Annotated in this window: 20 protein-coding genes and 1 riboswitch; of the genes, 6 read left to right on the plus strand and 14 right to left on the minus strand. The window is 60.5% G+C overall.

Annotated elements, in window-relative coordinates; translation table 11 throughout:
- Positions 1 to 2 precede the first annotated feature (2 nt).
- The 6 genes from pqqE to C9411_RS00325 all read right to left on the minus strand — a co-directional run bounded on the left by pqqE (position 3) and on the right by C9411_RS00325 (position 4,389).
- Positions 3 to 1,139 (minus strand): pyrroloquinoline quinone biosynthesis protein PqqE, encoded by a 1,137-nt coding sequence (gene pqqE, locus C9411_RS00300; RefSeq protein WP_107226179.1) that lies wholly within the window; start codon positions 1,137 to 1,139, stop codon positions 3 to 5.
- The gene (pqqD, locus tag C9411_RS00305) at positions 1,132 to 1,410 is read right to left on the minus strand and encodes a pyrroloquinoline quinone biosynthesis peptide chaperone PqqD (RefSeq protein ID WP_016927749.1); all 279 of its coding nucleotides are present in this window, start codon (positions 1,408 to 1,410) and stop codon (positions 1,132 to 1,134) included. The genes pqqE and pqqD overlap by 8 nt, the downstream gene beginning before the upstream one ends.
- Positions 1,410 to 2,165: a pyrroloquinoline-quinone synthase PqqC gene (pqqC, locus tag C9411_RS00310; protein WP_107226180.1), complete on the minus strand. Its 756-nt coding sequence runs from the start codon at positions 2,163 to 2,165 to the stop codon at positions 1,410 to 1,412. The genes pqqD and pqqC overlap by 1 nt, the downstream gene beginning before the upstream one ends.
- A gap of 9 nt (positions 2,166 to 2,174) precedes the next feature.
- The gene (gene pqqB, locus C9411_RS00315; protein ID WP_107226181.1) at positions 2,175 to 3,086 is read right to left on the minus strand and encodes a pyrroloquinoline quinone biosynthesis protein PqqB; all 912 of its coding nucleotides are present in this window, start codon (positions 3,084 to 3,086) and stop codon (positions 2,175 to 2,177) included.
- A 58-nt stretch (positions 3,087 to 3,144) separates the two neighbouring features.
- Positions 3,145 to 3,222, minus strand: a complete 78-nt coding sequence (gene pqqA / locus C9411_RS00320) for a pyrroloquinoline quinone precursor peptide PqqA (protein ID WP_004937827.1) — start codon at positions 3,220 to 3,222, stop codon at positions 3,145 to 3,147.
- Between the two features lie 117 nt (positions 3,223 to 3,339).
- Positions 3,340 to 4,389, minus strand: coding sequence for a dipeptidase (locus C9411_RS00325; RefSeq protein ID WP_107226182.1), 1,050 nt, complete (start codon positions 4,387 to 4,389; stop codon positions 3,340 to 3,342).
- A 414-nt stretch (positions 4,390 to 4,803) separates the two neighbouring features.
- On the opposite strand from C9411_RS00325, the gene C9411_RS00330 reads away from it, so the two are divergent.
- Positions 4,804 to 5,274: a DUF2846 domain-containing protein gene (locus C9411_RS00330; protein WP_033653174.1), complete on the plus strand. Its 471-nt coding sequence runs from the start codon at positions 4,804 to 4,806 to the stop codon at positions 5,272 to 5,274.
- Positions 5,275 to 5,390: 116 nt separating this feature from the next.
- Here the strand turns inward: C9411_RS00330 and C9411_RS00335 are convergent, their stop codons facing one another.
- The 4 genes from C9411_RS00335 to C9411_RS00350 all read right to left on the minus strand — a co-directional run bounded on the left by C9411_RS00335 (position 5,391) and on the right by C9411_RS00350 (position 11,025).
- The gene (locus C9411_RS00335; RefSeq protein WP_107226183.1) at positions 5,391 to 6,287 is read right to left on the minus strand and encodes a LysR family transcriptional regulator; all 897 of its coding nucleotides are present in this window, start codon (positions 6,285 to 6,287) and stop codon (positions 5,391 to 5,393) included.
- Positions 6,288 to 6,428: 141 nt separating this feature from the next.
- Positions 6,429 to 7,898, minus strand: a complete 1,470-nt coding sequence (locus C9411_RS00340) for an aspartate aminotransferase family protein (RefSeq protein WP_107226576.1) — start codon at positions 7,896 to 7,898, stop codon at positions 6,429 to 6,431.
- An 18-nt stretch (positions 7,899 to 7,916) separates the two neighbouring features.
- On the minus strand, positions 7,917 to 9,299 hold the full coding sequence (locus C9411_RS00345; RefSeq protein ID WP_071845411.1) for a diaminobutyrate--2-oxoglutarate transaminase: 1,383 nt from the start codon (positions 9,297 to 9,299) through the stop codon (positions 7,917 to 7,919).
- A 505-nt stretch (positions 9,300 to 9,804) separates the two neighbouring features.
- A complete protein-coding gene (locus tag C9411_RS00350; protein ID WP_107226184.1) occupies positions 9,805 to 11,025 on the minus strand; it encodes an NADH:flavin oxidoreductase/NADH oxidase family protein in 1,221 nt (406 codons plus the stop codon).
- 72 nt (positions 11,026 to 11,097) lie between these two features.
- Here C9411_RS00350 and C9411_RS00355 point away from each other — a divergent pair, with 72 nt between their 5' ends.
- Complete coding sequence (locus C9411_RS00355) at positions 11,098 to 11,520, plus strand: MerR family transcriptional regulator (protein WP_063989861.1); 423 nt, start codon at positions 11,098 to 11,100, stop codon at positions 11,518 to 11,520.
- On the opposite strand, the gene eno is transcribed toward C9411_RS00355, so the two are convergent.
- Genes eno through C9411_RS00370 form a run of 3 tightly spaced genes read right to left on the minus strand, consistent with a single transcriptional unit; the run spans position 11,507 to position 14,204 of the window.
- Entirely contained in the window at positions 11,507 to 12,790 is a 1,284-nt protein-coding gene (gene eno, locus C9411_RS00360; protein WP_107226185.1) for a phosphopyruvate hydratase, read from the minus strand. The two genes, C9411_RS00355 and eno, sit on opposite strands and share 14 nt — an antisense overlap.
- A gap of 16 nt (positions 12,791 to 12,806) precedes the next feature.
- Positions 12,807 to 13,235, minus strand: coding sequence for a universal stress protein (locus tag C9411_RS00365; protein WP_107226186.1), 429 nt, complete (start codon positions 13,233 to 13,235; stop codon positions 12,807 to 12,809).
- A gap of 3 nt (positions 13,236 to 13,238) precedes the next feature.
- Entirely contained in the window at positions 13,239 to 14,204 is a 966-nt protein-coding gene (locus tag C9411_RS00370) for a DHHA2 domain-containing protein (protein ID WP_080473393.1), read from the minus strand.
- 39 nt (positions 14,205 to 14,243) lie between these two features.
- A riboswitch (Fluoride riboswitch) is annotated at positions 14,244 to 14,319 on the minus strand.
- Between the two features lie 168 nt (positions 14,320 to 14,487).
- Here C9411_RS00370 and C9411_RS00375 point away from each other — a divergent pair.
- From C9411_RS00375 to C9411_RS00385, 3 genes are all read left to right on the plus strand, one after another.
- Positions 14,488 to 16,368 (plus strand): diguanylate cyclase domain-containing protein, encoded by a 1,881-nt coding sequence (locus tag C9411_RS00375; RefSeq protein WP_107226187.1) that lies wholly within the window; start codon positions 14,488 to 14,490, stop codon positions 16,366 to 16,368.
- 70 nt (positions 16,369 to 16,438) lie between these two features.
- Positions 16,439 to 17,287, plus strand: coding sequence for an AraC family transcriptional regulator (locus tag C9411_RS00380; protein WP_107226188.1), 849 nt, complete (start codon positions 16,439 to 16,441; stop codon positions 17,285 to 17,287).
- 52 nt (positions 17,288 to 17,339) lie between these two features.
- On the plus strand, positions 17,340 to 17,747 hold the full coding sequence (locus C9411_RS00385; protein WP_107226189.1) for a DUF2000 domain-containing protein: 408 nt from the start codon (positions 17,340 to 17,342) through the stop codon (positions 17,745 to 17,747).
- 12 nt (positions 17,748 to 17,759) lie between these two features.
- On the opposite strand, the gene C9411_RS00390 is transcribed toward C9411_RS00385, so the two are convergent.
- On the minus strand, positions 17,760 to 18,629 hold the full coding sequence (locus C9411_RS00390) for a LysR substrate-binding domain-containing protein (RefSeq protein ID WP_107226190.1): 870 nt from the start codon (positions 18,627 to 18,629) through the stop codon (positions 17,760 to 17,762).
- A gap of 181 nt (positions 18,630 to 18,810) precedes the next feature.
- On the opposite strand from C9411_RS00390, the gene C9411_RS00395 reads away from it, so the two are divergent.
- Positions 18,811 to 19,983, plus strand: a complete 1,173-nt coding sequence (locus C9411_RS00395) for a nitrate/nitrite transporter (protein WP_233221848.1) — start codon at positions 18,811 to 18,813, stop codon at positions 19,981 to 19,983.
- Positions 19,984 to 19,986: the final 3 nt, after the last annotated feature.

The raw sequence follows: 19,986 nt of genomic DNA on the forward strand, positions 1-19,986 counted from the left end.
CGTCAACCCTTGAAAATCAGACGAGAGTTGGTTTGATTGCGAAAACGCAGCTGATCGATACCGATCTGCGAACGGTTCGCCGCTTCCCGCGCCGCCAGAATGGTGCCGTGGTGCGGCGATTTGCCGCATACCGGGTCGGCGTTGTCGGCGTTACCGGTCAGCATGAACGCCTGACAACGGCAGCCGCCGTAGTCTTGCTCTTTCTCCGAGCAGGAACGGCAGGGCTCCGGCATCCAGTCATAGCCGCGATAACGGTTAAAGCCGAACGAGTGGTACCAAATATGCGGCAGATCGTGCTCCAGTACCGACGGGAAGGCGATCGGCAATTGACGGGCGCTGTGACAGGGTAACGCCATGCCTTCCGGCGTCACGCTCATGAAGATCGCTCCCCAGCCGCCCATGCAGCCTTTGGGGCGCTCCTCGTAGTAATCCGGCGTGACGAACAGCAGGTTGGCCAGCTTGCCGTCGGCGGCCATGCGTTCGCGGTAGCGTTTCACCACCGCTTCCGCGTCGGCGATCTGCTCGCGGGTCGGCAGCAGGCCCTCACGGTTGAGGTGCGCCCAACCGTAGAACTGGCAGGTCGCCAGCTCGACGTCGTCGGCGTCCAGCTGGATCGCCAGTTCGATGATGCGGTCGATCTGGTCGATATTATGGCGATGCAGCACGAAGTTGAGCACCATCGGATAGCCGAGCGCCTTGACCGCCTTGGCCATGGCCAGCTTCTGCTGAAACGCCTTGGCGGATCCCGCCAGCGCGGCGTTCAGCGTTTCGTCGCTGGCCTGAAAACTGATCTGGATATGGTCCAGCCCGGCGTCGGCGAAGGTCTGCAGCTTCTTCTCGGTCAGGCCGATGCCGGAAGTGATCAGGTTGGTGTAAAAGCCGAGATCGCGCGCGGCGGCGATCAGCTCGGGCAGGTCTTTACGCACCAACGGCTCGCCGCCGGAAAACCCGAGCTGCACGCTGCCCATCGCCCGCGCCTGGCGAAACACCTCGATCCACTGCGCGGTGGTCAGCTCTTTTTCCTGCGCGGCAAAATCGAGCGGGTTGGAGCAATAGGGGCACTGCAGCGGGCAGCGGTAGGTCAGCTCCGCCAGCAGCCAGAGCGGCGGGTTCACCGCCGGCGCGCGTGCATCAGTCACGGAAGGTCACCCATTTTTGTTCGTAGGCGCGCTGGAAAAATTCCAGCACGTCATCCGCCAACCCCTCGGCGCCGGGAAAGCGGGCGTTCAGCTGCGCGATGATGCCGTTCAGCGTGGTGTGGCCGTCGACCAGCTGCAAGATGGCGGCGGCGCTGTCGTTCAGCTTGGCCATACCTTCCGGGTAGAGGATCACGTGGCTGTTTTGCACTTGCTCCCATTGCAGGCGGTAGCCGCGGCGGAAGACGGGGGTGTGTTCAGGGTTCAGCGTCATTACACCAGCCTCTGGTTGTGCCATACCCGCGCGGCGGTCACGCTGTGGTAAGGCGGGCGGTTCAGGGTATAGGCCATGCTCATGGCGTCCAGCATGCTCCACAGAATATCCAGCTTGAACTGCAGGATCTCCAGCATGCGCTGCTGCTTTTCAACGGTGTCGCAATAGTCCAGCGCCAGCGCCAGGCCGTGTTCCACATCGCGGTTGGCCTGGCCGAGGCGGCTGCGGAAATAGTCGTAGCCGGCGGCGTCGATCCACGGATAGTGCTGCGGCCAGCTGTCGAGGCGCGACTGGTGGATTTGCGGTGCGAACAGTTCGGTCAGCGAGCTGCAGGCCGCTTCCTGCCAACAGGCGCGGCGCGCGAAATTGACGTAGGCGTCCACCGCAAAGCGCACGCCCGGCAGCACCAACGCTTCAGAGAGCAGGGTGTCGCGCTGCAGCCCGACGGCTTCGCCCAGGCGCAACCAGGCTTCGATGCCGCCTTCGCTGCCGCCGTAGCCATCGTGATCCAGGACGCGCTGCACCCATTTGCGGCGGGTTTCCGGCTGTGGGCAGTTAGCCATGATCGCCGCATCCTTAATCGGAATGCTGGTCTGATAGTAGAAACGATTGGCCACCCAGCCCTGGATCTGCTCACGGGTCGCTTCGCCGTTGTGCATCGCGATGTGGTACGGGTGGTGAATATGGTAATAAGCGCCTTTGGCGCGCAGCGCCGCTTCAAATGCCGGCGGAGTCAGGGGCAGTGGTTGCGTCATGGAGGTTCCCTACAGTTCGATATTCATGCCGTCCCAGCTCACCTCGATGCCGGCGTCGGTCAGGCTTTGCCGCTCTACCGAGTCTTCATTGAGGATAGGGTTGGTATTGTTAATGTGGATCAGGATTTTGCGCCTGGCGGGCAAAGTGGCGAGCAGGGCCGCCAGCCCGTGTTCTTCCGCCAGCGCCAGATGCCCCATGTCCTTGCCGGTATTGCGGCCCACGCCGGCATTGGCCAGCTCGTTGTCGCGCCACAGCGTGCCGTCGATCAGCAGGCAGTCTGCGCGGCGCAGCCACGGCAGCAGCGCCTCGTCCGGCTCACCCAGGCCCGGCGCGTACAGCAGCCCGACCCCGCGTGCGATATCTTCGATAAACAGCGCCACGTTATGGCCCGGCAACGGGCGATCGCGGTACGGCGAATAGGGCGGCGCATTGCTGAGCAACGGAATGGCGGTAAAGCGCACGGTCGGGCAGACCGCCGTGTGGAACGGCTCGCCGGGCGTTACCGGGTGGTGAATCAGCCCGCCGTTCCAGTGGGAGAGCATGGGAAACACCGGGAAGCCGGTGCTGAGATCGTCATGCACTTCGGGCGTGCACCAGACGTGATGCGGGCAGCCTTCGCGCAAATTGAGCAAGCCCGCGCTGTGATCGATCTGGCTGTCGGTCAGCACGATCGCGCCGATGCCGGTGCCGCGCAGCACCTCGGGATTATTCAATTCGGGCGAGGCCAGCAACTGATGGCAAATGTCCGGGGAAACGTTGCACAGCACCCAGTTTTTACCGTCGTCGCTGACGGCGATAGAAGACTGTGTGCGGCGCTTGGCGCTGATGCTGTGGTCGCGAACGCCCCGGCAGTTGTCGCAGTTGCAATTCCACTGGGGAAAGCCGCCGCCCGCCGCCGAGCCGAGAACTTTTATCTGCATGTCTAAACCAGAAAGAGAGGGAAAGAAATGCCCGCGCGAAAGGCGGGCAGACGGGCGATTAACGGTTGGAAATGTACAGCGTCACTTCCAGCCCCAGACGCAGGTCAACAAACTCAGGTTTAGTCCAGGTAGTCATAGCGGTGCTCCTTAGCATGCATCGTAATATGTCGAGCCTAATGAGAAACGTTCGCATTAGGCTGGCCCAATGTTGACGAAATGTGACGGAGATCGCAACCTTTAAAGCGTAACCGGGTTATTCACCCCAAGTGGCGGCGAGCACGTTCAGCCAGTTGCGCCAGGTCAGCTTCTCCAGCAGCCGGTTATCGAACCCGGCCTGTGCCAGCGCTTGCGTCAGCAGCGGCAGGCCACCGACATCCGCCAACGGTTGCGGTACGTTGACCCCGTCAAAATCAGAGCCAAATCCCACGCGATCTTCACCAAGTTTAGCGATCAAATACTCAACGTGTTTAACAATTTCTGTTAAGCCGGTTGTTGCACTGTCACGTTTGCCGTCCGCACGCAGGAAGGCGGTGCCGAAATTGACGCCGACCATCCCGCCGCTCTGGGCGATGGCGTCCAGCTGTGCGTCGGTCAGGTTGCGCGGCTGCGCGCAGAGGACGTGGGCGTTGGAGTGTGTAGCGACCAGCGGCGCGCGGCTCAACGCGGCGGTTTGCCAGAAGGTTTTTTCGTTCATGTGCGAGACGTCGATCATGATGCGGCGGCGGTTGCAGGCGCGGATCAGCGCCTCGCCGGCCGGCGTCAGGCCGGGGCCAGTATCGGGTGAGCCGGGGAACGACCCGCTAACGCCGGTGCCGAAGGCGTTCGGCAGATTCCAGAATGGCCCGATGCTGCGCACGCCAAGCCGGTAGAAGGCCTCCAGCTGCGTCAACTCCGCATCGATCATGCTGGCGCCTTCAATATGCAGCACCGCGGCGATTTGTCGGTTGAGGCGGCACTGCTCTATCTCGGTGGCGGTGCGACAGATGCGCAGCTGCCCCTGAGAAGCCTGCTCCAACTGTTGCAGGATGGCGATTTGCCGTTCGGCGATCGCCAGCGGATCGAAGGTGGCCTGCGCCTCGTCCTGCGTTTGGTTGCGCATCTGGGCGATGTAGCTGACCGGGGGAATAAATACCGCGAACAGTCCGCCGAAAAATCCGCCGCGCCGCATGCGGGAAAAATCGAGGTGGCCCGGCGTGACGCGGGAATAGAAGGCGGCGGCCGGATCGTCGTCGTGCTGCAGCCACAGATTGAGCAGCAGGTCGTTATGGCCGTCGAACACCGGCCAGAGGGGGGGAAGCGTCATGGGCATTTCACTGAGTCAGGCATCGTGAACGCTATGTTCTCCCATCGAGCGAGGGGGAACAACCCCCGCGCAGCGGGGAGATTCTGAATGCAGTGGACATACGGAGATTAACCTGAACGAAATTATTTTCGGCCAGTGGCCAAGGAAGTTTAAACGTGCGAGTCAGCGCTGATTAGGCCAATTAAGTTGATGATTCTGTAATATTTTAGACATTGATTCTTGAATCAAATTTTATTTGTGGCAATATCGTCATCGCGTGTCTGTTGGGCACGATTTCTCCCCTAACTCACTGTTTGAAAATGAATTTATCCACCATCAATATAATAACTGTTAGTTATGTTTAATGTGATAATTAAATGTTCACAGTGTATTAAGCGTTGTTCCTTGCTTCATTTTTATACCGAAGGATTTTTCATGACCAAAAGACTACTCCTCTGCGCCTCACTGGCGAGCGCATTATTGTTAAGCGGGTGTGCAAGCATCCCCCTCGCAACAGATCAAGAATCAGCGCACGCCAAAAGTTTCCCGGCGCTGGATGAAAACAAAGCGGGCCTCTATATTTATCGTGACAGTTTTGTCGGCAAGGCGCTGAAGAAAGATGTTTATCTTGACGGCAAATGCGTGGGTGAGACCGCGGATAAAACGTTTTTCTATACCCAGGTTGACGGCGGACAACAGCATAAAATCTCTACCGAATCTGAATTTTCTCCTAACGATCTTTCCATCTATACCGAAGCGGGGAAAAATTACTTCGTAAGACAATACATTAAGATGGGAGTATTCGTCGGTGGTGCCGGTCTGAGTCAATCGACAGAGGACGAAGGCAAACGTGTTATCTCTAAAGCTGCGGTAAAACTTGCCAAGGGCGGCCATTGCGATAACTAATGCGCAGTGACCGTGGAGTTTCAGGGTTATTCCTCCTGAAATTCCCATTATCTATTTAAACCTTCGCTGTTTACTTTACGATTATGAACGGAGTGACGATGTCACTCCGTTTTTCTTTAACGACAAACGCCCAACACCAGCTGCCGCAGCCAGCGGTGATCCGCCTCGGCATCCAGGCGCGGGTGCCACATTTGCGAGACGGTAATGGGCGGCGTTTTCACCGGCAGCTCGAAGACGCGCAGCGGGCCGCCCGCCGGTTGAGTATGCAGGAAGGAGGCGGGCAGCAGCGCCAGCAGGTTCGAGGCCTGCGCCACCGCCAGCGCGGCCGGAAAGCTCGGCACCACGGCGGCAATCTGGCGCGTCAGCCCCAGCTCCGCCAGCGCGGCGTCTACCGGCCCGAGGATGCGCCCGCTGCGCGAGGCCACCACGTGGCCGCAGGCGGCGTAGTCGGCGGCGCCGATCTCCGGCTGCTGCGCCAGCGGGTGCGCGGTTCTCATCACGCCGACGAAGCGATCGCGGAACAGCGCCTGCAGGCGGATTTCCGGGCCCATGTCACCCAGCACACCAATCTCCAGATCGACCAGTCCTTCACGCAGGGGGCGGTCGCTTTTCTCCGGCTTGGGCGCAAAGCGCAGTCGCACACGCGGCGCCTGTTCGGCAGCAGCGGCGATCAGCGCCGGGCCGAAGGCTTCGACGAAGCCGTCATTAGCGCGCAGCGTAAAAGTCCGATCCAGCACGGCGGGATCCAATGCCCCCTGCGCCGGGCGCAGCACCGCGCGCGCTTCGAACGCTGCGTGCCGCGCCCGCTCGCGCAGCGTTTCGGCATAGGGCGTCAGCACCATATGGCGGCCGGCGCGCACCAGCAGAGGATCGCCGGTGGCCGCGCGCAGCCGGCTGAGGGTGCGGCTCATCGCCGAAGCGCTTAAACCGAGACGCCGTGCGGCGCCGGCAACGCTGCCCGCCGTCAGCAGCGCGTCGAGTGCGATCAACAGGTTGAAATCCGGATCGGTCATGCGTGGGTGTCCTGTTGTGCTGGAAATGCGGGAAGGCGTTTGCTGCAGTATATCAGCGTAAACGCTGCGTCTCCTGCGATGGAGGATCAATAAAAAAGCCGATAACGGAGGTTATCGGCTTGAGTGGCAGGCTGGACGACGTTACGCCGGCAGCTGCTGTGCGGTTTTCTCGACCAGCGCCAGCAACAGCTTGATGTCTTCCAGCGTCACGATCGGGTTCAGCAGCGTCATCTTCAGGCAGGTCACGCCATCGAACTCGGTCACGCCGACGTTGGCGCGGCCCGATTCCAGCAGGGCGTCGCCGATGCGCTGGTTGAACAGCGCGACGGCCGCGTCGCCGTTCGCCGCCAGCTGCGCCGGACGGTAGCGGAACAGCACGCTGGCCAGCTGCGGCTGCATCACCAGTTCCAGCGATTCCTGATCGGCGATGTAACGCGCCACCTGCTGCGCCAGCGTCACGCCATGATCGATGATCTCGGCGTACTGCTTCTGCCCCAGCGCTTCCAGCCCCATCCACAGCTTCAACGCATCAAAGCGGCGGGTGGTCTGCAGCGACTTGGACACCAGGTTCGGCACGCCTTGAGCTTCGTCGAACTCGGAGTTCAGGTAGGCCGCCTGATAACGCATCAGCTCATAGTGACGCTCGTCTTTCAGCAAGAAGGCGCCGCAGCTGATGGTCTGGAAGAACTGTTTGTGGAAGTCCAGGGTAATGGAGTCCACCAGTTCCAGGCCGTCCAGGTAGTCGCGGTACTGCTCGGAAAGCAGCAGCGCGCCGCCCCAGGCCGCATCCACGTGCACCCAAATCTGCTGCTCCGCCGCCAGTCGCGCGATGTCGCGCAGCGGGTCAATGGCACCGGCGTCGGTGGTGCCGGCGGTGGCGACAATCGCCATCACCTGCTCGCCGTTGGCCTTGGCCTGCGCCAGTTTTTCCGCCAGATCGTTCACGTCCATGCGGGCGAAGCGATCGGTTTTCACCAGGGTGACGGACTGATAGCCGAGGCCCATCAGCGCCATGTTCTTCTGCACCGAGAAGTGGGCGTTTTCAGAACAGAACACCTTCAGCTTGCGCAGATCGCCTACCAGGCCGTCCTGCTGCACGGAGTGGCCCTGACGCGCGAAGAACGCATCGCGCGCCAGCATCAGCCCCATCAGGTTGCTCTGGGTGCCGCCGCTGGTGAACACCCCGGCGTCGCCGGGCTGGTAACCGACCTGGGCGCGCAGCCACTCGATCAGCTTCATTTCGATCAGCGTAGCCGACGGGCTTTGATCCCAGGAGTCCATGCTCTGGTTGGTGGCGTTGATCAGCACTTCGGCGGCCTGGCTAATCACCAGGCTCGGGCAGTGCAGGTGCGCCACGCACTGCGGGTGGTGTACCGACAGGCTGTCTTTCAAAAAGTACTCGATGGCGCGCTCGATCGCGGCCTGGTTGCCCAGGCCTTGCGGGGTGAAGTCGAGCGTGATGCGCTCGCGCAGTTCGGCCACGCTTTTGCCCTGATACATTTCAGGCTGTTGCAGCCACTGCACGACGGCTTCACTGCTCTGCGCGATCGCCTGGCGGTAAGCCTCGGCGCTGTGCGCCGAGGAAGCCAGAATCGGGTTTAACTTGGACATCGCGGTCATTCGCTCCAATCAGACTGGCTTGACGCCGGCGGCCAACAGCGCCTGCTCAAATTTATCCAGGAAAATACCCAGCTCATCATTGGTGATCAACAGGGAAGGCAGTAGACGCAACACGCAACCGTTGCGCCCGCCGCGCTCCAGGATCAAACCGGATTCGAAGCATTTTTTCTGCAGCAGCGCAGACAGTTCGCCATCGGCCGGGTAGCAGCCCATGTGATCCTGCGCTTCGTTCGGCTTGACGATCTCGATGCCGATCATCAGGCCCAGGCCGCGGACGTGACCGATCACCGGATAACGTTTCTGCAGCTCGGCCAGTTTGCCTTTCAGCCATTCGCCCTGCGCGGCTACTTTGTCGGCGACCTTGTGTTCTTTCAGGTATTGCAGGGTGGTCAGGCCGGTGGCCATCGCCAGCTGGTTGCCGCGGAAGGTGCCGGTGTGGTGACCCGGTTCCCAGGCGTCGAACTCTTTCTTGATGCCCAGTACCGCGAGCGGCAAGCCGCCGCCGACCGCTTTCGACATCACGATGATGTCCGGCTCGATGCCTGCGTGTTCGAAAGCAAACAGTTTGCCCGTACGGGCGAAACCGGCCTGAACTTCGTCGATGATCAGCAGAATGCCGTGTTCCTGCGTCACTTTACGGATGCGCTGCAGCCACTCGGCCGGTGCCGGGTTAACGCCGCCTTCGCCCTGAACGGCTTCCAGGATCACCGCCGCCGGTTTACGCACGCCGCTTTCCACGTCGTTGATCAGGTTGTCGAAGTAGTAGGTCAGCGCCTTGACGCCGGCTTCACCGCCGATGCCCAGCGGGCAGCGGTATTCATGCGGATAAGGCATGAACTGCACTTCCGGCATCATGCCGTTGATCGCCGCCTTCGGCGACAGGTTGCCGGTGACCGACAGCGCGCCGTGGGTCATGCCGTGATAACCGCCGGAGAAGCTGATTACGCCGGAACGGCCGGTGTGCTTTTTCGCCAGCTTCAGCGCGGCTTCCACCGCATCGGCGCCGGACGGGCCGCAGAACTGCAGGCAATACGCTTTGCCTTCGCCCGGCAACAGAGAGAGCAGGTAATCGGAGAAACGATCTTTTAACGGGGTCGTGAGATCGAGGGTATGTAACGGCAAGCCGCTGGTAATGACATTTTGGATGCTTTGCAGGACGTCGGGGTGATTATGTCCAAGAGCCAACGTTCCCGCCCCGGCCAGGCAATCAAGATATTGATTATTCTCAACATCAGTGATCCAAACGCCCTGGGCTTTCGCAATTGCCAACGGCAATTTGCGCGGATAACTCCTAACATTCGACTCAAATTCGGCTTGGCGCGCCAAATAGGTTTCATTGTTTCCGTTTAATGAGTTTGCAACTAAAGTATCAATACGGACTTTATCCGTCATCATATCTCTCCTACAACCGAAGGTCTCAACACGCTCCGATTGAATTAATGAATTAGAAAAGTAACTGCCTTGTGAAAAGCGCGACCAATATATGGCTTTTTCGCCCGGGACTCAATAGCCGATTTTGTTTTGAATTGTTTGCTTTTTTCTTAGGCTCATCAATATGTTGTTGATTTGTTGACCGTTGGTTTTGCCGGCAAAAAACAACATATCGTTAACATGGCACAAAAATCCGTTCCGTCGCCAACCAGCAGGCGGCTTTAATACGCTTATTAATAAGGTGAATTTCCGATTAATAACATAAATAGGAAATAGCGGCTTATTTTTATCTATTCACCACCTTAAGTCCTATAGCGTTTATATACACAAAATTTGTGATGAATATAAATGGCCAACCGTTAAAAGCGCAGCATCCAGATCGGTGATTTCTTTCAGATTTCACGTAGCGCGATCAAAAAAGCGCGATTTTTACGCAGCGCCGGCCGGTTCGCCGGCGCCGTTGTCGTTAACGTTGCCGTAACCAGGCGTGGTAGCGCTGCAGGATGCGGCGGGTACGCCACTGATCGACGATCAGCGTGAACAGCGGGGAGTAGCGCACGCTGCGCGGCCGATTGTCACTCAGCGCGCGCATTCGGCGCTTGACCAACGCCATGCGGGCGAGGGACGCCATCGCTTTGCTGCGCCAGGTAACCGGGGCAGGCAGCGCATGGGGGGCCGCACCGGTTTGCCAGCGCCGCGGCATATCGGGCACTTCCGCCATGGCGGTGGCGATGCCGGCGACCGCGACGCCGCTGTCCAGCACCCGCTGCGCCACCGAAGGACGGGCGATACCGCCGGTGGTCATCACCGGCATGCGGGCCACTGCGGCAAGATCGCGGGCGAAGGACAAAAAATAGGCTTCCCGCGCCAGGGTGCGGCCGTCCGCCGTTTCACCTTGCATCGCTGGGCTTTCGTAGCTGCCGCCGGACAGTTCGATCAGATCGACCGGCAGGTCGTTCAGCATCAGCACCACCTGGCGGGCATCGTCCGATGAAAAACCGCCGCGCTGAAAATCGGCGGAGTTCAGTTTGACCGCCACGCAAAAGCCTGGCGAGACGCGCTCACGCACCGCACGCACCACCTCCAGCAGCAGGCGGGCGCGGTTCGCCAACTCGCCGCCCCAACGATCGTTGCGTTGGTTGGTCAGCGGCGAGAGAAACTGGGAAATCAGGTAGCCGTGCGCCGCGTGGATCTCCACGCCGGTAAAACCGGCCTGTTCGGCGGCGTGCGCGCTGGCGGCGAAGCGCGCGATAACCTCGGCGATCTGCGTTTTATCCATCGCCTGCGGCTGGGCGAACAGCTTGCTGTGCTTGCCCATCGCCAGCGGGATGGCGGAGGGCGCCCATGCGTTGCCGCCCATGTTCGCCATCACCTGCCGGCCCGGGTGGTTAAGCTGCATCCACACCTGCGCGCCGCCCTGGCGTGCGGCCTTGGCCCAGGTTTCGAACGGGGCGAGCGGCGTGTCTTGTTCCAGCACCACGCCGCCGGGGCCGGTCATGGCGCGGCCGTCGATCATCACGTTGCCGGTGATGATCAAGCCGGCGCCGCCTTCGGCCCAATGGCGGTATAAGCGCCACAGCGCCGGGCCGGGCAGTTGGCCCGGCCCGGCCAGATTTTCTTCCATCGCCGCCTTGGCCAGACGGTTGGTCAGGCGGCTGCCGTTGGGCAGTGTCAGTGGGGTAAACATCGGTTTTGCGCTCCTGTCGTAAGGGGAATGGCGCTATACTAGGTTTAAAGTTAACTTTAAGGTCAATAGGGCATGAAGATCGGAGAATTGGCGCAGCGCGCCGGCGTGGCTGCCTCAGCGATACGCTACTACGAGCAGTTGGGGTTGCTGCCGAAACCGGTGCGCGGCGTCAACGGCTATCGGGTCTACGGCGATAGCGCGCTGGAGCGATTGCACCTGATCCAAATCGGCCAAAATCTGGGGTTTTCGCTGCAGGCGATCCAACGCGTGCTGGCGCTGCAGGGCAGCGCTTATCAGGATGGGTTGATACGTGGCGTCGATGAACGGCTGGCGGAGATCGAGCTGATGATGGCCACGCTGGATGAACAACGAGAAACCTTGTTGACGACCCGGCTGACCTTATTGGAGTCCGGTGTCGCCGGGCTGTGCCAAGCCAAGGGCGAAAAACAGGCCGACGCATCGCCGGCCCGGCCGGCAAAGCTTAGCGGCGTTTAAAGGCGGAACGCCCGGCATACACCGCTGCGGCGCCCAATTGGTCTTCGATGCGCATCAGCTGATTGTATTTTTCGATGCGCTCGCCGCGGCTTGGCGCGCCGGTTTTCAGATGGCCGGCTCGCATCGCGACCGTCATGTCGGCGATAAAGCTGTCGACGGTTTCGCCGCTGCGGTGTGAGATAAAGGTGCCCCAGCCGTTCGCCTGGCAGAGCTGTACGGCGGCGAAGGTTTCGCTCAGCGTGCCGATCTGGTTCAGCTTGATCAGCGCCGCATTGGCCAACCGTTCATCAATCCCGCGCTGGATGTATTTCACGTTGGTGACGAACAGATCGTCGCCGACCAGCTCCACCTGATCGCCCAGGGCGTCGCTCAGAATACGCCAGCCGGCCCAATCGTCCTCGGCCAAGCCGTCTTCAATCAGCACGATGGGGAAGTCCTGCACCAGCCGCTGGTAATAGGCCGTCATCTGGGCTGCGTCCAACTCGAGGTTCTCGCTGCGCAGGCGGTACTGGCCGTCGGCGTAGAATTCGCTCGAGGCCGGATCCATGCAGATCGCGATATCTTCTCCCGGCCGGTAGCCGGCTTTCTCTATCGCCTGCACGATCAGCTCCAGCGGCTGGCGGTTTGAGGCGACCGCCGGCGCGAAACCGCCTTCGTCGCCGACGCCGACCGACAGGCCTTGCGCCAACAGGATTTGGCGCAGCGTCTGATAGACTTCACTGCCCCAGCGCACGGCCTCGCGCAGCGACGGCGCGCCCAGAGGGGCTATCATAAACTCCTGAAAGTCTGCCCCTTGCCAGCGGGCGTGCACGCCGCCGTTGATGATATTCATGCAAGGCACCGGCAACAGGTTGGCGCCGATGCCGCCCAGATAACGATACAGCGGCAGCTGCGACAATTGCGCCGCGAGGCGGGCGGCGGCCAGAGAAACGCCGAGCAGGGCGTTGGCCCCCAATCGGCTCTTGTTCTCGCTGCCGTCCAGCGCGATCAGCCGGCGGTCAATCTCCGCTTGTTGACGCACATCCACCCCGCGCAGCGCCTCATTGATCGCCGTTTTGACGCTGTGCACCGCCTCCAGCACGCCTTTGCTGCCGAAACGGTGCGGATCGCCGTCGCGGTGCTCCACCGCCTCTCGCGACCCGGTGCTGGCTCCCGAAGGCACCGAAGCCCGGGCCACGACGCCCCCCGCGCTCATGTCGACTTCGACGGTTGGGTTGCCGCGCGAATCCAGGATCTCTCTGGCGGTTACGTTTTCAATCTCATAGCTCATGGATGATCACCTCATTCTAGGGAGTAGGCACGTGCTTTATCAGCACGTCGATCGACAAATGGTTGATGAATTCGAAGCCGAAGGAGGCAAAGACGCCAAACGGTCGGTTCTGATGGCCGAGTAGCAACAGATCGATGCCTTCGCGGGCAATCAGGGCTTCAACGTCTTTGAAGCGATGGATGCTGACGATTGCGCGCACCTCCAAGGGGATTGAGCAGTCTTCCACCAGGCGGCTGAGCATGGCTTTGGCGGCGATCACCTCGCTGGACTGGCGATCTTTGGTCAGCGAATCGCTGAGGTAGTCCAGCTCGGCATAGTCGGCGCTGATTTGCGCCACGGTAATGCGCGTATTCATCTGCTGATTGAGGCGTTCGGCATGGCGCAACAACCGCCGGCCGTCGCGTTCATCCTGCACCAGCAGTAAAGCATGTTGATAGAGCGACATGACTTATCTCCCTGCGTTAGCGATCTGGAGGGTTAACCACGGTAAAACCTCTTTTTTCCGGCTCGTCATATCGGGCAGCGATACCTGACGAATGCCGAGCACCCGGTTTGACGAGAAATACAGAGTGGAGCGGCGGCGGGTGATATCGGTGACCAGCAGCGCGGTCATCTCCAGCCCGGCTTCCTGCTTCGCTTGTTCAAGCGCCTGTTGCAGGGCGGGCAACAGCGGATCGATGTCGCGCATGGCCCGCACTTCTATCTGCGACAGCAGCAGCGAGACGCTATGGATGCGGTAATTCTTGGCGTCACGGTGCAGCAACTGCGCGGCGGATTGCCCCGAGAGATCGGTTTTAGCGGCCAGCAGCCCGGCGGTGAAGGCGTCATAGTCGACGTGAGAGATTGCGCGTAACCGGGTGACCGCCAGACGATCCTGTTCCGTGGTGGTCGGCGCGCTGAGCGCGACGGTATCGCTCAGGATGGCGCCCAGCAGCAGCGTGGCCTGCGCGGCGTTAAGTGGCATCGGCTTTTCTGCCGTCAGGATCTGCAGGATCACGGTGGCGCAACAGCCGACGGCGCGCACCCAGACATCGGGCGGGTTGCGGGTGACTAACGTGCCCAGCCGATGATGGTCGATAACGCCGACCACGTCGCTGTCGGGCAATGAGGCCGGCCCTTGTTCGACGTCGGTAAAATCGACCAGCCAGACTTTACGGTCACGAAGATCGCCTTTCAGCAGCGCAGGCGCTTGCACGCCGGCGGCGGCCAGTATGTAGCGGGTTTCCGGCGTCAGGTCGCCAAGGCGGAAAGCCACGGCCGGTTTGCCGAGGTGATTGAGCCAGTCCGCGACCACCAGTGCGCTGCAGATGCTGTCGCTGTCGGGATTTTTATGGCCGAAAACGTACAGGGGCATTTCCCGCACGGCGAGATCGGGCTGAGTCGGAAAAGGGGTAAGACGTGAGATTTCATTCATAGCGACTCCTGACATACCTGCCTAAAAATAAAGCGAAGTTGTATATCAGGCGTCATCATCCGGTTCGAGTGAACGCGGCGGTTGGGAAAGGTGGAACACCATCACCTTGTGAACGACTGTAGCGCAGCGCGGTGGCAAACGCAACGTCCGGCAAAGCTGGCGAGAATGCACAATCGGATTGATACTGAGTGAGTCTATGATGGACAAGGATATTTGCCGCTAACCGACGGAAACGCTGAACGGACTTACTGCCGGATCCGTGGGTGCCACAATGGGAGACAACATGCTCGAACCCTGCTTCCCCGAAAACGAAGCCGAACGCCTGTCGGTATTGAATTCGCTGAACGTGCTGGATTCGAACTCGGTGGAAAAACTGGATCGCATCACGCGGTTGGCGGCGAAATACTTCGGCGTGACCATTGCGCTGGTGTCGCTGATCGACCGGGATCGCCAATGGTTTTTGTCGCGCTACGGTCTGGATCCCCGGGAAACGCCGCGCAATATCTCGTTTTGCGGCCATGCCATCTTGCAACGCGAAGCGTTGGTGGTACCCGATACCGCCGAAGACCCGCGCTTTTTCGATAATCCGTTGGTGATCGGCGGGCCGCGGATCGGCTTTTACGTCGGGCAGCCGCTGCTGTCGCTCGACGGGTTGCCGCTCGGCACGCTGTGCATTATCGATAGCCAGCCGCAGCCGTTTTCCCCGGAACAACTGGCCGATCTGCATGATTTCGCCGCCGTGGTGGAGGAGTACCTGCAAAGCATTGAACGCCACGTCTATACCGAAAACCTGAAGTCCGACCTGCAGCGCACGGAGGCCCTGTTCGAACAGACCTTCGCCCAGGCGGCGGTAGGGATGGCGCTGGTTTCGCTGCAGGGGTATTGGCTGCGGGTAAATCCGCGCATTTGCGAAATGCTGCATTATTCCGAACGTGAGCTGATGGATCGCACCTTCCAGGACATTACCTATCCGCTCGATCTCAACACCGACCTGGAAAAGCTGCAGCAGCTGCTGAAAAATGAAATCAGCACCTATTCGATGGAAAAACGCTATTTCCGCGCCGACGGCTCGATCGTTTGGGTGCAGTTGACGGTGGCGCTCAATCGCTTGCCTAACGGCAAACCGGACCATTTCATCTCGGTTATCGTCGATATCAGCGAGCGCAAGGTGGCCGAGGCCGATCTGTTCGCGTTGCAGCATGAGCTGGAGGAACGCGTCGAAATTCGCACGCGGGAGCTGAACGTGGTGGTGAAAAAGCTCAACGAAGAGATTGAAACCCGGGTGCTCGCCGAATATCAGCTCAGTGCGGAGAAGGAGCGTTTGCGCGCCATTACCGACAACATGCCGGCCTTAATCAGCCAGATCGACGGCAATGAACGCTACCTGTTCGCCAACAGCGCCTACAAAACCTGGTTTGGTCTGGAGGAGTCCAGCCTCAGGGGAATGACGGTGCGCGATTTCATGGGAGAAAGCGTTTATCGGATAGCAAAACCGATGATCGAACGGGCCCTCGCCGGCGAAATGGTGAGTTTTGAGAATGAGCTGCAGACCCGGCAGGGGCTGCTGATGATCCACACCACGCTGGTGCCGTGCGAAGCTCAGGGCTTTTACATTCTCGCCATGGACATCACCGAGCTTAAGCGGCTGCAGCAGCGGTTGGAATATGACGCAACCCACGACATGCTGACCGGATTGACCAATCGCCGCGCGTTTCTACGCCGGTTGTCGGGCACGCTGCAGGCCTGTTGCCATCAGCGGCAGATGGCGCTGTTGTTTATCGATCTCGACGGTTTCAAGGCTCTTAACGACAGCTATGGCCATGAGTTCGGCGATCTGATCCTGAAGACGTTCGCCACATTGCTCAGCGCCTGCGCCGGCGAGCGCCACAGCGTCTCGCGCTTGGCCGGTGACGAGTTCACGGTGATCCTGTGGCCGTTGACGGATCCGCGGCGCGAAGTCAGCGAGTTTTGCGAAAACGTGTTGGCGCATCTGGCCAAAATTACGCAGATCGGGCCGCAGAAGGTGCGGCTTTCCGCCAGCATCGGCGCGGCCATTTCCCCACGCGGCGATGTGACGGAGGAGATGCTGTTGACCCGCGCCGACGGCGCGATGTATCAGGCGAAATCGGCCGGAAAGGGCACTTTCGCCATCTGCGAGTTGTGAGCGTGCAGCGGTGACCGTCTCCGGGTAAGCTGTTTTTCTTTTCCTGTGAGCAGAACTCCGGACTTATTGTATGGCGTCTAATCATCAACACAAAGACTGGCTCGAACTGCGACGCGATGACGAAACCGGCATCGAGAGCGTCAATGCCCACTTTCAGGGGCATGCCTACGATCCTCACGATCATGACGAAATGCTGGTGGGCGTCACGCAGCAGGGTTTGCAGCGTTTCAATTGCCACCGCTCATTGCATACCAGCCGGCCGGGGCGCGCCATGCTGATCGAGCCGGGCGCGGTGCACGATGGCCATGCGCCGCAGGCCGAAGGGTTTACCTATGCCATGCTTTATCTGCCCCAGCATTGGGTATCCGCCGCTATGCACCGCCGTGGAATGGGAGACGCCTCCGTGCTGGAAGGCGCCTTCCACAGCACGTTGACCGACGATCCGATGCTGGCGGCTGCGATACAACAGGCCTTTTTCTCGTTGCACCATAGAGAGGGGCGACTGGCGCGCGATCAAAGCCTGGACCATCTGCTGACGCTATTGTCACGGCATGTCCGAGTCAGGCCGGCTTCCCAACACGATGACGCTTTGGTTGAGATGAACCGCTTACGGGACTATTTGCATGCACATATGGCGGATAATCCCAGTCTGGATGACCTGGCGCTTCAGTGTGGTCTGGACCGTTTCCGCCTGACTCGCCAGTTCACCCGGGCTTTCGGTCAGTCGCCGCATGCGTATTTGGTTCGGCTGAGGTTGCGCGCCGCACGCTTGTTGTTGGCGCAGGGGAAAGAACCGGCGCAGGTCGCCATGCAGGTGGGCTTTGCCGATCAGAGCCATTTGGGTCGCTGGTTCCAGCGCGCCTACCGTTTATCACCGGCGGTCTATCAACGCCAGTGCACAAACGTTCTATACCGCTGATTTGCCATTTCCGATGATGTGCTTTTAACAGCACAACGGAGTAGAGCGGAAGATGTTTGAGACTAAAATAGCGTTTATCGTGCGTGACGATCTGCAGGCTTGGCAGCGGCTGAACGTGGTGGCTTTTCTGGCGACGGGGATCGCCGCCGCGGCCCCGGAAATCATCGGCGAATGTTATGTGGATGCGCATGGCAGACGCTACGGCGGCATTTCCGGGCAGCCGATGCTGATTTTCGCCGCGGATTTACCGAGCCTGCAAAATGTGCATCGTAAAGGGCTGGAGCGGGAATTGACGCTGATCCCCTATGTGCACGCCATGTTCGCGACCGGGCACGATGAAGCCAACCGGCAGGTTTTTCTCGCTGAAGATGCGGACAATCTGGATTTGGTCGGTCTGGCTCTACGCGGGCCGAAGAAAGCGGTGGATAAGGCGATAAAAGGCCTGGCGCTCCACGGCTAACCCTATCGGGACCTAAGCCTGGAACGCCTGCAGCCAGTCGGCGAATGTTCTCACGACCTCATCGTCCCGTTCGCGCAACAGCAGGGAGTAAACGCCGGTTCGGATAGTCAACGCCGGGAAAGGCGACACCAGCCGGCCGGACGACAGATGTTTGGCGCAGAACAGGTAAGGCACGACGGCCAGCCCCAGGCCGTCCTCGGCCGCCTGAATGGCGGCAAAGGTATGGTCGAGCGTGAGTGGCGGCGGCGAGGCGTCCAGCGCCGTCGGGTAGGTGTTCAGCCAGCTGTGCCATAAATCCTCACGGGCGCGGATGCGGATGGCGGTATGCCCAGCCAGCGTGCCGGGCGCACTGACCGGCATGGCGCGCAAATAACTCTGGCTGCAGACCAACAGGCTCTCTTCCTGCAGAAAAGGGATCGCTTTCAGCCCGGAGAAGTGCGCGGGATCGCGCCGAATCGCCAGATCAAACGGCGTATTGCGATCGACGGCCCCTGTGCTGGTGGTGATATCAATCGCGACCTCCGGATGAATCTCATTGAACGCCGCCAGCTTCGGCATCAGCCAGTGCATGGTGAACGTCGGCAGGCTGTGCACCACCAGCCGCTGCCGGCCCGCGCTCGCTTTCAGTGCACTTTCCGCGGCATACAGTTCGCTTATCACCCGGGACGCGGTGCGGGAAAAGTTCTCGCCGGCCTGCGTCAGCCGCACGGACTTGTGTCCGCGATAAAACAGTGTGATCCCCAGCTGTTCTTCCAGGCTGCGAATGTGGCGGCTGACCGCGCCGGTGGTGAGAAACAGCTCATCCGCAGCGGCACTGAAGCTGCCAAGGCGGGCGGCGGCTTCGAAAGCGGACAGGTGCGGCAGGGAGTGAATTTTTTTCATAGGTTGAGTCTAGCTCAACCAAATGAGCGAGGAAAGATCGTTTGTCAGCCGTTGATTTTTCTCACTATTATCACGCATCTTTCCCGGTTTGCCGAGCGTGCCATGCAGCGATTTTCCTCGTCTGTCGTTCGTATTAGTCGAATTATCCTCAGCCCTCGATGGGCAGAGAGACGGCGCTGAGATGCGAGCTTTCTTTCTGCTTTGCGCGAGCCGGGCCGGCCTCTGCCTGGGCACCATGATGTTCGCCGGTGCACTGCCGACCATCAGAAGCGAGTGGCAGCTCGACGCCGCCGCCGCCGGTACGGTGCAAACGGTGTTTAGCCTGACTAACGCGCTGGCGCTGCTGGTGGCTTCCTGGTGGTGTGATTCGCTGGGTGCGCGCCGGGTTTACCTGCTGTTTTCCTGGCTGGGCGCCGCTGCGCTGATGCTGTTCGCCGTGTTTGCCCATTCTTATGCCGGCGCGCTGGTGTTGATGGCCTTCGTCGGCCTGACGCAGGGCGGCGCCTATACGCCGGCGCTGCTGCTGGCGATGGGGATGAACGGCCCGGCGCGGCGCGGTTACGCCATCGGCATGATGCTGGCGGCCAGTTCGTTGGGGTATTTTCTGTCGGTTTTCATCGCCGGGTGGAGCGCCATGCGCTGGGGCGCCGGCGTGGCGTTTTTCCTGTGTGCCGCCGGTGCGTTGCTGGGGGCGCTGGCGGGTTCGTTGGCCCTGATCGGTTATCAGGAACCGCAGCTGCGCACGCTGGGGAGGCAGACGAAACGTGAAAACCATGCTATCACCTATGCGACCTTGCTGTTGCTGATCGGGTATATCGCCCACAGCTGGGAGCTGCTCGGCAACTGGGCCTGGGCGCCCAGCCTGGTCAGCGAGGCATTGAGCGGTTTCTCTCTGGATCCGCTGAGCGCCGGATTGATCGTCGCGGCGGTGATCCACCTGGCCGGCATGGCTGCCACGCTGATTGTCGGCACCGTTTCCGACTATTTCAATCGCGCATCGGTGCTGATGTTTATGGGCGCCGCCGGCGCGCTGGGATCGCTGCTGATGGGGTGGTCGGCGAACTGGGGGCCGGGCTGGACGTTGCTGGCCGTCAGCATCGGCAGTTTCTTTATTCTCGGCGATTCCGGCGTGCTGTCGGCCGCGATGGCGGACAATGTGCCGCCGCAACAGCTCGGTAGCGTGATGGGCTGGCGATCGTTACTGGGGTTTGGCATTGGTTCGTTCGCTCCTTTATCCTTTGGCGTCGTGATGGACACCACCCAGAGCTGGGGGGCGTCTTATGCCGTGTTGGCCGGCGGCGGTGGGGTAGCCTGTCTGGCGGCAGGGCTTTTTTGGCGACAATACCTGAAATGAGGC

This window comes from Serratia sp. Nf2 (assembly GCF_003028435.1).
Classification (GTDB): Bacteria; Pseudomonadota; Gammaproteobacteria; order Enterobacterales; family Enterobacteriaceae; genus Serratia; species Serratia marcescens_L.